This window comes from Extensimonas vulgaris, from assembly GCF_003337425.1.
GTDB classification, from domain to species: Bacteria; Pseudomonadota; Gammaproteobacteria; order Burkholderiales; family Burkholderiaceae_C; genus Extensimonas; species Extensimonas vulgaris.
In genome coordinates this window covers 27829-43420 of record NZ_QPJU01000006.1, presented here as the reverse complement: position 1 = coordinate 43420, position 15592 = coordinate 27829, and the positions used below count along the sequence as shown (strand labels likewise).

14 protein-coding genes are annotated in these 15592 nt (G+C 67.3%); 6 read left to right on the top strand and 8 right to left on the bottom strand.

The genetic code is table 11. The annotated features are described in order from the left end of the window. Window positions 1-23: 23 nt before the first annotated feature. The 3 genes from atpE to DFR45_RS09510 all read right to left on the bottom strand — a co-directional run bounded on the left by atpE (window position 24) and on the right by DFR45_RS09510 (window position 1735). Complete coding sequence (gene atpE / locus DFR45_RS09520; RefSeq protein WP_114483482.1) at window positions 24-293, bottom strand: F0F1 ATP synthase subunit C; 270 nt, start codon at window positions 291-293, stop codon at window positions 24-26. A gap of 68 nt (window positions 294-361) precedes the next feature. Then, on the bottom strand, window positions 362-1240 hold the full coding sequence (gene atpB / locus DFR45_RS09515; protein WP_114483481.1) for a F0F1 ATP synthase subunit A: 879 nt from the start codon (window positions 1238-1240) through the stop codon (window positions 362-364). Window positions 1241-1261: 21 nt separating this feature from the next. Next, window positions 1262-1735 (bottom strand): ATP synthase subunit I, encoded by a 474-nt coding sequence (locus DFR45_RS09510; RefSeq protein ID WP_114483480.1) that lies wholly within the window; start codon window positions 1733-1735, stop codon window positions 1262-1264. 224 nt (window positions 1736-1959) lie between these two features. On the opposite strand from DFR45_RS09510, the gene DFR45_RS09505 reads away from it, so the two are divergent. From DFR45_RS09505 to DFR45_RS09480, 6 genes are all read left to right on the top strand, one after another. Then, a complete protein-coding gene (locus DFR45_RS09505; RefSeq protein ID WP_241659357.1) occupies window positions 1960-2226 on the top strand; it encodes a YbeD family protein in 267 nt (88 codons plus the stop codon). Window positions 2227-2229: 3 nt separating this feature from the next. Then, window positions 2230-2949, top strand: coding sequence for a lipoyl(octanoyl) transferase LipB (lipB, locus tag DFR45_RS09500; RefSeq protein WP_241659358.1), 720 nt, complete (start codon window positions 2230-2232; stop codon window positions 2947-2949). A gap of 54 nt (window positions 2950-3003) precedes the next feature. Then, window positions 3004-3984, top strand: a complete 981-nt coding sequence (gene lipA, locus DFR45_RS09495) for a lipoyl synthase (RefSeq protein ID WP_114483479.1) — start codon at window positions 3004-3006, stop codon at window positions 3982-3984. 58 nt (window positions 3985-4042) lie between these two features. After that, complete coding sequence (locus DFR45_RS09490; RefSeq protein WP_114483478.1) at window positions 4043-4873, top strand: DMT family transporter; 831 nt, start codon at window positions 4043-4045, stop codon at window positions 4871-4873. Between the two features lie 86 nt (window positions 4874-4959). Beyond that, window positions 4960-5490, top strand: a complete 531-nt coding sequence (locus DFR45_RS09485; protein WP_114483477.1) for a DNA-deoxyinosine glycosylase — start codon at window positions 4960-4962, stop codon at window positions 5488-5490. A 12-nt stretch (window positions 5491-5502) separates the two neighbouring features. Further along, window positions 5503-6309 (top strand): class I SAM-dependent methyltransferase, encoded by an 807-nt coding sequence (locus DFR45_RS09480; RefSeq protein ID WP_114483476.1) that lies wholly within the window; start codon window positions 5503-5505, stop codon window positions 6307-6309. A 33-nt stretch (window positions 6310-6342) separates the two neighbouring features. Here the strand turns inward: DFR45_RS09480 and DFR45_RS09475 are convergent, their stop codons facing one another. Genes DFR45_RS09475 through glgX form a run of 5 tightly spaced genes read right to left on the bottom strand, consistent with a single transcriptional unit; the run spans window position 6343 to window position 15419 of the window. Then, a complete protein-coding gene (locus tag DFR45_RS09475) occupies window positions 6343-8802 on the bottom strand; it encodes a glycogen/starch/alpha-glucan phosphorylase (protein ID WP_114483628.1) in 2460 nt (819 codons plus the stop codon). Between the two features lie 51 nt (window positions 8803-8853). Beyond that, the gene (gene glgA / locus DFR45_RS09470) at window positions 8854-10341 is read right to left on the bottom strand and encodes a glycogen synthase GlgA (RefSeq protein ID WP_114483475.1); all 1488 of its coding nucleotides are present in this window, start codon (window positions 10339-10341) and stop codon (window positions 8854-8856) included. Then, complete coding sequence (gene glgC, locus DFR45_RS09465) at window positions 10338-11636, bottom strand: glucose-1-phosphate adenylyltransferase (protein ID WP_114483627.1); 1299 nt, start codon at window positions 11634-11636, stop codon at window positions 10338-10340. Before glgC ends, glgA begins: the two co-directional genes overlap by 4 nt. Before the next feature lie 55 nt (window positions 11637-11691). After that, on the bottom strand, window positions 11692-13209 hold the full coding sequence (gene malQ, locus DFR45_RS09460) for a 4-alpha-glucanotransferase (protein WP_114483474.1): 1518 nt from the start codon (window positions 13207-13209) through the stop codon (window positions 11692-11694). After that, complete coding sequence (gene glgX / locus DFR45_RS09455) at window positions 13206-15419, bottom strand: glycogen debranching protein GlgX (protein WP_114483473.1); 2214 nt, start codon at window positions 15417-15419, stop codon at window positions 13206-13208. The genes malQ and glgX overlap by 4 nt, the downstream gene beginning before the upstream one ends. Between the last annotated feature and the right edge of the window lie 173 nt (window positions 15420-15592).

Sequence of the window (15592 nt, the reverse complement as noted above, 5' to 3'; positions counted from 1 at the left end):
TTCTGTAGTGGCGTTGGACGGAATTACTTGGGCAGGTTGGCCAGCAAGGTCGAAACGAAGGGGTTGGCGAAGGCGAACAACAGGGCGATGGCCACGCCGATCAGGAAGGCGGCATCGATCAGACCGGCCAAGATGAACATCTTGGTTTGCAAGTCATTGATCAATTCAGGCTGGCGCGCCGACGATTCGAGAAATTTTCCACCCATCAGCGCAATACCGATAGAAGCGCCGATAGCGCCAAGGCCCACAATCAGACCGCAAGCCAAAGCGACGAGACCGAGAATGTTTTCCATGATGACTCCTGAGTTGAAAAAGAAAGGTTGAGGAAGGAAACGAAAGGGAAACGCGAGAAAAAACCGAATCAATGTGCGCTGTGCGCCTGACCGAGGTAGATCAGCGACAGCATCATGAAGATGAAGGCTTGCAAGGTGATCACGAGGATGTGGAACAGCGTCCAGATCGTGCCTGCGATCACGTGCCCCAGCGGCAACAGCACGCCGGACAAGGACAGCGCGGCAGCGCCTCCCATCAAAGCGATCAGCATGAAGACCAGTTCGCCCGCATACATGTTGCCGAACAACCGCATGCCGTGCGACACCGTGTTGGCCACGTATTCGATGATCTGCATGAGCAGGTTGACCACGCCGAGAATCAAGGCGAGCAGCGGATTCTTGCTGGTGCCAAACGGCGCCGACACGAGCTCATGCGCCCAGCCGCCCAAGCCCTTGACTTTGACGCTGTACCAAAAGCGCAGCAGCAGCACCGCAAAAGCCAGACCCAACGTGGTGGACAGATCGGCCGTGGGCACGACGCGCAGATAGGCGTGGTGCGGATCATGTCCTGCAGCTTCGTAAACCTTGGCCCAGATGGCGGGAAAGAGATCGACCGGCAGCATGTCCATGGTGTTCATCAGGAAAATCCACACGAACACCGTGAGCGCCAGGGGCGCAATGAACTTACGGCTTTGCGCATTGTGGATGTTGGCCTTGGCCTGGTTGTCCACCATTTCGACCAGGATTTCGACTGCCGCCTGAAAACGCCCCGGCACGCCCGAGGTAGCCTTGCGCGCCGCGAGCCACAGCACGAAAACGCCGAGCAAGCCCAAGACCAGGGCGATGACGATGGAATCGATGTTGAACACAGAAAAATCGACGATCGATTTTTGCGGAATGTTCTGAAGATGCTGCAGGTGGTGAACGATGTATTCACTTGCAGTGGGGGCGTGCGCTTCTGCGGACATCGGACGACTCTTCCCTCGATATCAATTGGTTGCTCGAACACCGGGACGCACCCACAGGGCGACCCAGTACGCTTTCATTGTGATCACCATACCCAGCAGCAGGGCCAGCCAGCTCAAGTCCGGCACCAGCCGGGGCGCAGCCAGCAGCAGGGCGACCGAGACGAGGATCTTGGCCAGCTCCCAGCCGAAGAACCGCGCCATGACCGCGCTTGCCGCCCCGCCGTCCGAGGGGCGCGATATGCCGCGCGCCAGCAGGGCCCCAGGGGCCACCACCGCAAACGCGCCATACAGCGCCGACCATCCAGCCTGGGCGTTGCCGCTTACCAGCCAGATGAGCAAGGCCACGAGCCCCCCCACCAGTGCCTGCCCCGCCACCAAACTCCACAAGGATACCGGAGGATGGCGGCTGCGCCACTGCGCGGCTTCTTGGGCCGACAGGGGCTTGAAGTCCTGCTCTTGGGCTTCATCTGCATCTTCGGGTGCGATTGTTTTCATGTTGGATGGCACCCAGATTACAGATCGACGAAATTCACAAAGCCCCCCATTATAGGTAAAACCCTGAGGGCTCTGGAAACTACCCGCAAGCTACTGGTCGCCGCTGCGCCAAGCGATCGTGGTCGCGGCGGGCAAGCGGCACCGTTTTTGCTGCCTCTGTGCTGCATGCAGGCGCCTATTTTGCACTGCCGGTAAGCTTGCGCATGCCACAAACCCCTCCGAGCATGGCCCGTCCTGACACATTGCTGACCTACCCCGCGCCCTTCCCCATCAAGGTCATGGGCGCCAAGTCCGACGCTTTCGTGGCCGCCGTGGCCGAACTCGCGCAGCGGTTCGACCCTTCGTTCGATGCCAGCCGCATGGCCCTGCGCGACAGCCGCACGGGCAAGTACCTCGGCATCACGCTGACCATCACAGCCACCAGCCGCAACCAACTCGACGACCTGTACCGCGCGCTGACTTCGCACCCTCTGGTGCAAATAGTGCTCTGATCCATGCCCCTACCGCTCGAGTTGCACATGCTGGGCCGGGTGGACTACGCGGCCACCGTGCAGGCCATGCAGGACTACACCGCCACGCGCACGCCGCAAAGCCCCGATGTGCTCCTTATGTGTGAGCACGATGCGGTCTATACGCAAGGGCTAGCGGGAAAAAAAGAGCACATTTTGGCGCCTGGTGACATCCCTGTGGTCGCGACCAACCGCGGCGGGCAGGTGACCTTCCACGGCCCGGGGCAGGTGGTGGCCTATCCGCTCATCGACCTGCAGCGCGCGGGCTACTACGTCAAGGAATACGTGCACCGTCTCGAAGAGGCCGTGCTGCGCACGCTCGCGCATTTTGGCGTGACCGGCCACCGCGTGGCGGGGGCGCCGGGCATCTACGTGCGCCTGGCCGATCCGGCGGGGCATGCCATGCTGGCGCAGCGGCCGCGCAGAGTCGAGCGAACCGATAGTGAACAAAGCAGCAAGACACCCGCGCCCGATTTCACTGGTCTGGGCAAGATCGCGGCGCTGGGCATCAAGGTCAGCCGTCACTGCACTTACCACGGCGTGGCGCTCAACGTGGCGATGGATCTCGAACCCTTTACGCGCATCCACCCTTGTGGTTATGCGCAATTGCGCACCATAGACCTTTCTACAATTGGCGTGCACACCACCTGGGAAGAAGCCGCGCAGGTGCTCGCGCAGCAGCTCGGCATCTGGCTTGCTCCCTGAAACACTGCTTTCCTCTCCCGCGGCCCCTCCACTGCCTTTCGGCCCCGACCTGCCATGAGCACCTCCGACATCGTGCGCGAAGCGCAATCCCCCGCAGACTACAACCCGCTGGCCAAGCACAAGGCGGCGTCCAAGCTCGCGCGCATTCCCGTCAAGGTCGCGCCCGGCGAGGTCTTGCGCAAGCCCGAATGGATTCGCGTCAAGGCCAGCGCCGCGGGCTCGCGCTTTTACGCGGTCAAGGAAATCTTGCGCGAGCACAAGCTGCACACGGTGTGCGAAGAGGCCAGCTGCCCGAACATCGGCGAATGCTTCGGCAAGGGCACGGCAACCTTCATGATCATGGGCGACAAGTGCACGCGCCGCTGCCCGTTTTGCGACGTGGGCCACGGCCGGCCCGATCCGCTCGACCCCGACGAGCCGCTGAACCTTGCGCGCACCGTGGCTGCGCTGCGCCTTCAATACGTGGTCATCACGAGCGTGGACCGCGACGACCTGCGCGACGGCGGCAGCGCCCATTTCGTGGCCTGCATCCAGCAGGTGCGCGCGCTGTCGCCGCAGACGCGGATCGAAATCCTGGTGCCCGACTTCCGTGGCCGCGACGACCGCGCGCTCGAGATCCTGCGTGCCGCGCCGCCCGACGTGATGAACCACAACCTCGAGACCGTGCCGCGCCTTTACAAAGAAGCGCGCCCGGGCTCGGACTACCAGTTCAGCCTGAAGCTGCTGCAAAAGTTCAAGGCGCAGCACCCTGGTGTGCCGACCAAGAGCGGCATCATGGTGGGCCTGGGCGAGACCGACGAAGAGGTGCTACAGGTGCTGCGCGACATGCGTGCGCACGACATCGACATGCTGACCATAGGCCAGTACCTCGCGCCCAGCACCAGCCACTTGCCCGTGCGGCGCTACGTACACCCGGACACCTTCAAGAGGTACGAAGAAGCCGCCTACGCGCTGGGCTTCAGCCACGCTGCCGTGGGGGCGCTGGTGCGCTCGAGCTACCACGCCGACTTGCAGGCGCATGCGGCAGGGGTTTGAGAACCTGTTCAGAGAAAGCGCCGCCCCCGGCGCCCATAGGACGCTTGCACTGGTGAACATGCGCGCCAATGCCTATGCCCTGGGCGCAATCGCGCTGTGGGCTTCGCTCGCCGCGCTCGCGGTGTCGCTGGGCCATGTGCCGCCGCTGTTTCTGACCGGCGCGGCGCTGGTGCTGGGCAGCGTGCCATCGTGGCCGCTGGTGCTGCGCGATCCGGCGCAGTGGCGCATTCCGCTGCGCACGCTGGCTTTGGGTGTGTATGGCTTGTTTGCCTACCATTTTCTGCTCTTCCTCGCGCTGCGCCACGCGCCCGCCGTGCAGGCCAACCTGATCAACTACCTGTGGCCGCTGCTCATCGTGCTGCTCGCGCCCCTGCTGCTGCCGGGCATGCGGCTGCGCTGGACGCATGTGCTGGCAGGGTTGCTCGGCTTCTCAGGTGCTGCGCTCGCGATCACGGGCGGGCATACGCCGGATGCCGCGCTCGCCTGGGGCTATCTGCCGGCGCTCGCCGCAGCCTTCATTTGGGCGAGCTACTCGCTGCTGACGCGGCGCGTGCCGGCGTTCCCGACGACGGCGATCGGCCTGTTCGGGCTGGTGTCGGGCCTGCTCGCGCTGCTGTGCCACGCGCTGCTCGAGCCTGCCGCGCAGCTGCAGGCGCGTGACTGGGCGCTGCTTGCGCTGCTGGGCCTGGGGCCCTTGGGCGGGGCGTTTTTTCTCTGGGACAAGGCGCTCAAGCTCGGCGACGCGCGGCACATCGGCATCCTGAGCTACCTCACGCCCGTGGCCTCGACGGCGCTGCTGATGCTCGTGCGCGGGCAAAGCCCGAGTGCGAGCCTGGTGCTTGCGACGGCCTTGATCCTCGGCGCGGCGATCTTAGGCATGCGCGCCTGAGGTTCGCGCGGATTTTTGGTCTTTTTGGCTTCTAGCCCTTATGTATCAAGCGCAAGCAGCTATTGCTTTGGAAGTGAATCATTGCCATGACCGCTGCTGAGGCCACCGATGCACTGCTGACCGGCCTGCCGCCCGTGGTGGGCGCACAGACGCGCGTGCTCGTGCTCGGCAGCTTTCCGGGTGTGGCGTCCTTGCGCGCGCAGCAGTATTACGCGCATCCGCAAAACCACTTCTGGCGCATCCTGCAGGCGCTGTGGCCTGCGCATCCCCTGCCTGCGGCAGACACGCCCGAGGGCTACGCGCAGCGCTGCGACTGGCTGCGCGCGCGCGGCCTGGGCTTGTGGGACGTGTATGCGCGCTGCACACGCGCCGGCAGCCTGGACGCGCAGATCCGCAACGCCGAGGTGAACGACTTTGCGCTGCTGCAGGCGCGCTGCCCAGAGCTCGCCGCGATCGCACACAACGGCGGCGAGAGCTTTCGCCACGCGCGCCAGACGGCCCGGCTCGGCGTGCCCGTGCACCGCCTACCCTCGACGAGCCCGGCGAATGCGTCCTGGAGTTTTGCGCGTAAATTGCAGGCCTGGGGCGAGCTGTTCGCCCGCTACGGCCTCGTTTGACTTTTTTACCGCATGTCCACTGCCAAGACCGCTTCCAAGAGCAGCGCCAGCCTGCCCGAAGTCAGCATTTCCGAAGACGGCCCGGTGCGCCACCTGCACCTGGGCACGCCCTGGATCCAGGGCTCGATGCGCCTGGCCGATCCGTTTGCCATCGAGCTCGAATACGTGCAGCGCATGATGGCCTGGCTGCTCTTCGTGGAGCCTGCCAGCGTGCGCCAGCGGCATGCGATGCAATTGGGGCTTGGCGCAGGTGCGATCACGAAGTTTTGCTACAAAAAACTGCACATGTGCTGCACCGCCGTGGAGCTCAATCCGCAGGTGCTCGCGGTGTGCCGCAGCTGGTTCAAGCTGCCGCCCGACGGGCCCAAGCTGCGCGTGGTGCTGGCCGACGCGGCGCAGGAGATCCGCGACCCGATGTGGCTGGGCACGGTCGATGCCCTCGCGGTGGACTTGTACGACCACGAAGCCGCTGCGCCGGTGCTCGACAGCGCCGCGTTCTACGCCGACTGCCGCGCGCTGCTCAGCGACGACGGCTGCATGACGGTGAACCTGTTTGGCCGCGCATCGAGCTACGAGCGCAGCGTGCAGGCGCTCGGCGAGGCCTTCGGCACCGAGGCGCTGTGGGCCTTCAAGCCCACGCGCGAGGGCAACACCATCGTGCTCGCGCAGCGCACGCCCAGCCGCCCGCCACGCGCCGAACTGCAGGCGCGCGCCGAGGCCGTGCAGGCGCGCTGGGGCATTCCGGCAGCCAAGTGGTTGCGCGTGTTCAAGCCCGTGCTTGCAACCGCAGCCAAGAACACGAACGCAACCCGCGCCTGAACCCGCAGCCGCCACCACGGGCCGTGGCCCGCCTCACGCAATCGGCTTGAGCGCCCAGATTTCGTCCGCGTATTCCTGGATCGTGCGGTCGGACGAAAACCACCCCATGCTCGCGATGTTGAGGATGGCCTTGCGTGTCCATTCGCTCGGGTCGCGATACAGCGCATCGACGCGCTGCTGCGTGGCCACGTAGTCGGCATAGTCGGCAAGCAGCTGGAAGTAGTCGGTTTCGAGCAGCACGTTCACGACATCGTGGTAGCGCTGCGGCTCCTGCGGCGAGAAGGTGCCGTCGGCGATGCGGTCTATGGCCGTTTTGAGGTCGTAGTTTTGCTCGTAGTAGCTGCGCGGCCGGTAGCCTTTGGCGCGCAGCTCGGCCACTTCTTCCGCGCGGTGGCCGAAGATGAAGATGTTGTCGAGCCCGACCTGCTGCGCGATCTCGATGTTCGCGCCGTCCCAGGTGCCTATGGTGAGCGCGCCGTTGAGCGCGAACTTCATGTTGCCCGTGCCCGAGGCTTCGGTGCCGGCGAGCGAGATCTGCTCCGACAGGTCGGCCGCGGGGATGATGAGCTCGGCCAGCGTGACGCGGTAGTTGGGCACGAACACCACCTTGAGCCGGTTGCCCACGACGGGGTCGTTGTTGATGGTGCGCGCCACGTCGTTGATGAGGCGGATGATCTTCTTGGCCATCTGGTAGGCGAACGCGGCCTTGCCGCCGAAGATCACGGTGCGCGGCACCCAGTCGGCCTGCGGGCGCGCCTGGATCTGGTGGTAGCGCGTGATCACGTGCAGCAGGTTCAACAGCTGGCGCTTGTATTCGTGGATGCGCTTGACCTGCACGTCGAACAGGCTCTCAATATTGAGCTGCACGCCGGGCTCGCGCGCGATGTAGTCGGCCAGGCGCTGCTTGTTTTGCTGCTTGGCCAGGCGCACGGCGTTGTTGAACACGGGGTCGGCGGCGAGCGGCTTGAGCGCGACGAGCTGCTCGTCGAGGTCACGCCGCCAGTCGGTGCCCACATGCGCGTCTATCAGTGCCGAGAGCGGGCGGTTGGCCTGCGCGAGCCAGCGCCGCGGCGTGATGCCGTTGGTTTTGTTGCAAAAGCGCTCGGGAAAGATGTGCGCGAAATCGGCAAAGATGCTGCGCTGCATCAGCTCGGTGTGCAGCTGCGACACGCCGTTGACCTTGTGGCTCGCGAGCACGCACAAAAAGGCCATGCGCACGCGCCGCACGCCGTCCTCCTCGATCAATGAAACGCGCCGCGGCAGGTCGTTGTCGTCCGGGTGCTGCTCGTGCACCTGCGCCAGAAAGCGCGCGTTGATGTCGTAGATGATGCGCAGGTGGCGCGGCAGCAGGCGGCCGAGCAGATCGACGGACCAGGTTTCGAGCGCCTCGGGCATCAGCGTGTGGTTGGTGTAGCTGAACACGCGCGTGCACAGGCTCCAGGCGGTGTCCCAGCCGAGGCGCTGCTCATCGACGAGCAGGCGCATGAGCTCGGGCACGGCGAGCGCGGGGTGCGTGTCGTTGAGGTGGATCGCGACCTTGTCGGCGAACTGGTCGAAATTGCCGTGGTCGCGCAGGAATCGGCGCACGATGTCCTGGATCGAGGCGCTCACGAAAAAGTATTCCTGGCGCAGACGCAGCTCGCGCCCGCGCTCGGTGCTGTCTTCAGGGTAGAGCACGCGCGAGACGTTCTCGGCCTCATTTTTGGCCTCGACGGCGCGAAAGTAGTCGCCCTGGTTGAAGGCCTCGAGGTTGATGGTGTCGCTGTCGCGCGCCGACCACAGGCGCAGCGTGGCCACCGCGTGCAGCTGGTAGCCGGGCACGGGTGTGTCGTAGGCGGTGGCGATCACGTCTTCGGCCGGATCGACCCAGGCCAGCGCGCCGCCCTCGCCCGGCACGACACGGCCGCCGAAGTGCACCGTGCAGCCGGCCTCGGGGCGCACGAATTCCCACGGGTTGCCGCCCGCGAGCCAGTTGTCGGGCTCTTCGACCTGGCGGCCGTCGACGATGCGCTGCGTGAACATGCCGTAGTCGTAGCGTATGCCGTAGCCCATCGCGGGCAGGCCCAGCGTGGCGAGCGAATCCATGAAGCACGCGGCCAGGCGCCCCAGGCCACCGTTGCCCAGGCCCGGTTCGGCCTCGAGGTTGGCGAGCGCGTCGAAGTCGGCGCCGAGCAGCGCGCAGGCCGCGCGCGTTTCTTCGTAGATGCCGGCGGCCATGAGCGCATTCGTGAGCATGCGGCCCATGAGGAATTCCATCGAGAGGTAATACAGCTGCTTGGCGTCTTGTTCGCGCGTGCGCCTGCGCGTTTCGCTCCAGCGGTCCATGATGCGCTCGCGTACCGCATAGACGATGGCGAACAGCCAGTCGCGCTGGGTGGCCGAAGTCGGGTCTTTGCCCACGGCATAGACCAGCCAGGTCGCGATCGAGTCGCGCAGGGCCTGCACCGAGTTGCTAGGGTGTTCGACCTGGAAATCGAGGGTTTCGTTGTTCATGGTTTTGGTATCGACTTCATCAAAAAAGAGAGCTGCTTGCGCAGGTTCCATCTAGGTAAAACGCGAAAAAAGCTCTAAATACCTTTGCGCCGCCTGCGCCCATTCGAAGCGCAGCTGCATGGCGTGGCGCTGCACCGCGGCCCATTCCGGCGCACGGCGGCGCAGCGCAAAGGCGCGGCGCACGGCCGCGTCCAGGCCCGCGGTGCCAAAACAGTGGAACACAAAGCCACTGGCACTGCCGTCGTCGAGGTTTTCGAGCGCGCAGTCGGTCACGGTGTCGGCCAGGCCACCGACTTCGTGCACCAGCGGCAGGGTGCCGTAGCGCAGCGCATAGAGCTGCGTGAGCCCGCAGGGCTCGAAGCGCGAGGGCATGAGCAGCACGTCGCCGCCCGCGATCAGGCGGTGCGCGAGCGCTTCATCGTAGCCCAGGCGCAGTGCGGCATGGCCATCGTGCCCAGCGCATGCCTGCTGCAGCGCGGCCTCGATGGCCGCATCGCCGCTGCCCAGCACCGCGACCTGGCCGCCACGCGCGCACAGCGCGTCGAGCACGGCCGGCAGCAGGTGCAGGCCCTTTTGTTCGCTGAGCCGGCTCACCGCGACGAACAGCAGCGCGTCGGCGCGCGGCTGCAGGCCGAGCTCTTGCTGCAAGGCCTGCTTGGCGCGTGCCTTGCCGTCGAGCCGATCGACGTCGAAGGCAAACTCCGGCGCCAAAAACGCATCGTGCGCAGGGTTCCAGACCGCGTCATCGACACCGTTGAGGATGCCGAACAAGCGCTCGGCGCGCGCGCGCAGCAGGCCGTCGAGGCCGCAGCCCTGCTCGGGCGTCTGGATTTCGCGCGCGTAGCGCGGGCTCACGGTGGTGATGGCATCCGCGTATTGAATGCCGGCCTTCATGAACGAAATCTGGCCGTAGAACTCCAGCCCGTCCACAGCAAACACCCAAGGGGGCAGCCCCAAGGCACCGAGCAGGTGCGCCGGAAACAGCCCCTGGTAGGCCAGGTTGTGGATGGTGAACACGCTCGCGGGCGGCCGCGCGCCGAGCGCACGCGCGAGTTCGCGCGCGTACAGCGGCGCGAGGCCCGCGTGCCAGTCGTGCGCGTGCAGCACCTCGGGCCGCCAGGCGGGATCGGCGCCCAGCGCGAGGCACGCAGCCGCCCAGCCGAGCAAGGCGAAGCGCTCGGCGTTGTCGGGCCATTCGTGCCCCTGCGCGTCGTGGTAGGGGCCGCCCGGGCGCGCGTAGAGCGCGGGCGCGTCGATCAGGTACACGGGCTGGCCGCCCACGCGCACGCGCGCCGGCAGCAGGCGTGGTGCACTCTGCCCGGGCGCGGCCTGGGCCACGCGCGGGCCGCCGGCAAAGCCGAGCGCGAGCGCCGGCCCGGTGACATCGACGCCGTTTTGAATCGCTGGAAAGGCCGGCAGCACAAGCCGCACGTCGGCATTGGCGGCCCTGAGCGCGGCGGGCAGAGCAGCACTCACGTCGGCCAGCCCGCCCGTCTTGAGCAAGGGAAACAACTCGCTGCAGGCGTAGAGGATTTTCAAGCCGTGGCTCCTGGTGCGGCACCCGGCTGCGGCGTGGGCGCAAGCCGCTCGAGCATGTCGCGCGTGACCAGCACCACGCCTTGATCGGTGCGCAGAAAGCGGCGCGCGTCGTCCGCGGCGTCCAGGCCGATGTGCATGCCGCCGGGGATGTGGCAGCCGGTATCGACGATGACTTTGCGCAGGCGGCAGTTGCGCCCCACTTCGGCGCCGGGCAGCAGGATGGATTCCTCGACCGTGCTGAAGGAGTTGAGGCGCACGCGCGAAAACAGCACCGAGCGCCGCACCAGCGCGCCCGAGACGATGCAGCCGCCCGAGACCAGCGAATCCACGGCCATGCCGCGCCGCCCGTCGTCGTCGAACACGAACTTGGCCGGCGGCAGCTGCTCCTGGTAGGTCCAGATCGGCCACTCGCGGTCGTACATGTCGAGCTCGGGCACGGTGTTCGTGAGGTCGATGTTCGCGGCCCAGTAGGCATCCACGGTGCCCACGTCGCGCCAATAGGGCAGCGCCTCGGGGCTGCTCGTGACGCACGAGAGGCCGAACGGATGCGCCACGGCCTCGCCACGCGCGACGATGGCGGGGATCAGGTCCTTGCCGAAGTCGTGGCTGGAGAGTGCATTGGCCGCGTCGGCTTCGAGCAGGCCGTAGAGGTATTCGGCGTCGAACACGTACACGCCCATGCTCGCGAGCGCGTGACCGGGGCGGCCCGGCATGGGCGCGGGCTGCGCGGGCTTTTCGTCGAAGCGCACGATGCGCCGCTGCGCGTCGATCGCCATCACGCCAAAGCCGCTCGCATCGGCCAACGGCACCTCGATGCAGGCCACGGTGCACGGCGCGCCCAGCGCCACGTGGTCGGCCAACAGCTTGGCGTAGTCCATTTTGTACACATGGTCGCCCGCGAGCACGAGCAGGAACTGCGGCCGGTGCGCGCGCAGGATGTCGAGGTTTTGATAGACGGCGTCGGCCGTGCCCAGGTACCACGACTGCTCGTTGATGCGCTGCTGCGCGGGCAGCAGATCGAGAAATTCGTTGAACTCGCTGCGCAGGAACGACCAGCCGCGCTGCAAGTGGCGCAACAGGCTGTGCGACTTGTATTGCGTGAGCACGCCGATGCGACGCACGCCCGAGTTCAGGCAGTTCGAGAGCGCGAAGTCGATGATGCGGAACTTGCCGCCGAAATACACCGCAGGCTTGGCGCGCCGGTCGGTCAGCGCCTGCAGGCGCGAGCCGCGCCCGCCTGCGAGCACGAGCCCGATGGTGCGGCGCGCGAGTTGATAGGGGTCGTCGTGATCCATTTCCGTCTCCTTGCGATAAAAAATTTTCCCGCCCGCCGCCCCGTCCGAAGGCCCTTCAGCCAGCACAGCGGCCATGCGCGCGCGCCATGGCCGCAAGGCGCACTCCGGCCTCGGGCCCGATCTGCGACCAGTCAAAGCGCCAGCGCCAGCAGCCTTCGGTGTGCCCCGGCGTGTTCATGCGGTGCTGGCCGTCGAGCCCCAGCACGTCCTGCAAGGGTACGACGAGCGTGCGCGCAACCGATTGCGACAGCGACTGGATCAGCGCCCAGTGGATTTCCTGCGCCGCCGCGGGGCCCAGGTAATCGAGCACTTTGCGGCGCTGCGCGGCATCCATGCTCTGCCACCAGCCCACGGTGGTGTCGTTGTCGTGCGTGCCCGTGTAGGCCACGGTGAGCGGCTCGTAGTTGTGCGGCAGATAGGGGTTGGCCGCGGTGTCGCCAAAGGCGAACTGCGCCACGCGCATGCCCGGAAAGCCGCAGTCCTGGCGCAGCCGATGCACGGCCTCGGTGATGAGCCCAAGGTCTTCGGCGATCACGGGCAGCGGCCCGAGGCGCTCGCGCAGCGCGTCGAACAGCGCGCGCCCCGGCCCCGCCTGCCAGTGTCCGCCCTCGGCCGTGGGTGCATGCGCGGGAATCGCCCAGCACGATTCGAAGCCGCGGAAATGGTCTATGCGCACCAGATCGACCTGCGTCAACAGGTGCGCCAGACGCTGCGCCCACCAGGCGTAGCCGTCGGCGGCCATCGCGTCCCAGCGGTACAGCGGGTTGCCCCAGCGCTGGCCCGTGGCGCTGAAATAGTCGGGCGGCACGCCGGCCACGAGCAGCGGCGCTCCATCCGCATCGAGCTGAAACAGCTGCGGCCGGGCCCATACGTCGGCGCTGTGGTGCGCAACGAAAATCGGCACGTCGCCCACGAAATGGATGCCGCGCGCCTGCGCCTGCGCGCGCAGCCCCTGCCATTGCACGTGAAAGCGCCATTGCACGAAGTGCCAGAAATCGAGCTCGGCAGCGGCATCGCGGCGCAGCGCCGCTAGCGCCTGCGCATCGCGCCACGCATAGGGCGCGGGCCAGCGGTTCCAGGGCTCGCCGTGGCGCTCGTGCAGCAGCATGAACAGGGCGTAATCCTGAAGCCAGTGCGCCTGCGCCTGCACGAAGTCGGCCAGCGCCTGCCGCTCGGGGGCGCCGGCACGCGCCACGAAGCCCTGCCAGGCCGCGCGCAGGGCCGCCGCGCGCCAGGGCAGCACGCGCGCAAAGTCGCAATGGCCCGCGGGGAAAGGCGGCGCGCGTTGCAGCACCGCCGCATCGAGCCAGCCGCAGCGCACCAGCTCGTCCAGATCGACCAGCCAGGGACTGCCGGCAAAGGCCGAAGGGCTCTGGTACGGCGACACGCCCGCGCCCGGCGGGGTGAGCGGCAGCACCTGCCACAGCGTCTGCCCTGCCGACTGCAGCCAGTCGAGAAAATGCCCCGCCTGCGCCCCCAGATCGCCCGAGCCGTGCGGGCCAGGCAGGCTGGTCAGGTGCAGCAGCACGCCGCTGGCACGACGCGATAGAAGGGGATGCAGGGGCGCTGTCATGGCGTGGGCTCTTTGGGGGGTGGCGGCAGGGCGCGGGGTGCATAGTGCAAGGGCTGGACGAGCAGGTGCACACTCTGGGGGGTTACGCGAAACACCGTTTGCACGATGGCCGACGCAGCCTCTGCACCATCGCATGCCACCCAGGCCTGCGCGCTGTCGAGCACCGGCTGCCAGTGCCCGGGCGGCAGCTGGATGTCCACGGCCTGCTCGCCCGCGTGCACGACCAGCAGCAGGCGCTCGTGCGCCGGCTGGTCGGCCTCGCCCACGGTGATCGTGCAGATCAGCAGGCGACCGTCGGCGCGCTCCCAATCCGGTAGCTGCGGCGGCGCACCGCTGGCCGTGCGCCATTCGATGTCGGGCCAGTTTTCGCCGGGCAGCGGCACGCCGTGGAACCACTGCGCGTGGCGCAGACCGGGGTAGCGCCGGCGCAGCGCCGTGAGGCCCGCGACGAAGTCCGTGAGTTGCGCATCGCCCCCGGCCCAGTCGAGCCAGCTGATGGGGTTGTCCTGGCAGTAGGCGTTGTTGTTGCCTTGCTGGCTGTGCGCAATCTCGTCGCCTGCGAGCAGTTGCGGCACGCCCTGCGCACACAGCAGCGTGGCCAGCAGGCCGCGGCGCCAGCGCGCGCGCCGCTGCACGATGACCGGGTCTTGCGTCGGGCCCTCGTGGCCGCCGTTGGCGCTGAGGTTGTAGTCGTTGCCGTCGCGGTTGTTCTCGCCGTTGGCCTCGTTGTGCTTGCGGCTGTACGAGGTCAGGTCGGCCAGCGTGAAGCCGTCGTGCGCCGTGACCATGTTGATGCTCGCGAGCGGACTGCGCCCCGTGGCCTCGAAGATGTCGCTCGAGCCGGTGAGGCGCCGCGCGAGCTGCCCGCGCGTGCATACCGGCCCGAGCCACCAGGCGCGCAGCGTGTCGCGCAGCTGGTCGTTCCACTCGTGCCAGCGCGGGCCGAAGCGGCCGATCTGGTAGCCGTCGGCGCCCACGTCCCAGGGCTCGGCGATCCACTTGACGCGCGCGAGCACGGGGTCTTGCGCGATCGCCGCGAACAGCGCGCCCAGCGGATGGAAATGCCGCCCGAGCAGCGGATCGCGCCCGAGCGACACCGCGAGGTCGAAGCGAAAGCCATCGACGCCAAAGGCTTGCACCCACCAGCGCAGGCTGTCCATGACCATCTGCACCACGTGCGGCCCGCCCATGTCGAAGGTGTTGCCGCAGCCCGTGGGGTTCAGGTAGTGGCCTTGCGCGTCGAGCGCGTACCAGGCCGCGTTGTCGAGCCCGCGCCACGACAGCGTGGGCCCGAGCGCACCGCCCTCGGCGCTGTGGTTATAGACCACGTCGAGCAGTACCTCGATGCCGTGGCGGTGCAGGGTGTCGACCATGGCGCGAAATTCGGCGCGCACGCCCGCGTCGTCCAATCGCCCGCCGAGCGCGTCGGCGCGCGCCGCGGCGCTCGCGTAGCGCGGCTCGGGCACGAAAAAGCCCAGCGTGTTGTAGCCCCAGTGGTTGACCAGGCCGCGCTCGATCAGGTGGCGCTCGTCGAGGTGGCGCTGCACCGGCAGCAGGCACAGGCTGGTGACGCCGATGCGCCGGTAGTGCGCGAGCATGACCGGGCTCGCGAGCCCCGCGTAGGTGCCGCGCTGTGCCTCGGGCACTTCGGGGTGCAGCCGGGTGAGCGACTTGACGTGCGCCTCGTAAAGCACGGTGTGCGCCATCGCAATGCCGGGCCCGGGCGCAATTGCGGCGCCGGCGCGCAGCTCCGCTTCCAGGTCGAGCACGCGCGCCTTCGGCATGCGCGCGGCGTTGTCCTCGGCATCCGGCAACTCGGGCGCATCGGCGCGAAAGCCGGTTTCGAGCGCGAGCTTGTCCACCGAACCGGGCAGCGAGCGCGCCCAAGGGTCTATGAGCAGCTTGGCCGGGTTGAAGAAATGCCCCGCGCGCGGGTCCCACGGCCCGTGGGCGCGCAGGCCGTAGCGCTGCCCCGCGCCCAAACCAGGCACGAAACCGTGCCAAATGCCGTCGGTGCACGCGGGCAGGCGCAGCCGCGCCATTTCGGTGGCGCCATCGGCGCTGAAGCAGCACAGCTCCACGGCCGTGGCGCGGCGCGAAAACACCGCCACATTGAGGCCCGTGCGCCCGTCCAGCGCCATGGGCGTCACACCGAGCGGCCAGGGGCGACCGGGCAAGCAATTCAAAACAGAGGATGGCAAAGAACTCATGGTGTCATGCCCCCTGCGGGACACGCCCGGCCCAGCGGCCCGCCGCAGCGCAGACACACCAGACGCAGGGCACGAACACGGCCCCAGGGGAAAACAACGATGCGCAGCATGGCCCGGCATTTTGGCATTGCCATGTGTCTCCATGAAAAAGACCTGCGCCAGTGCGCCTGCGG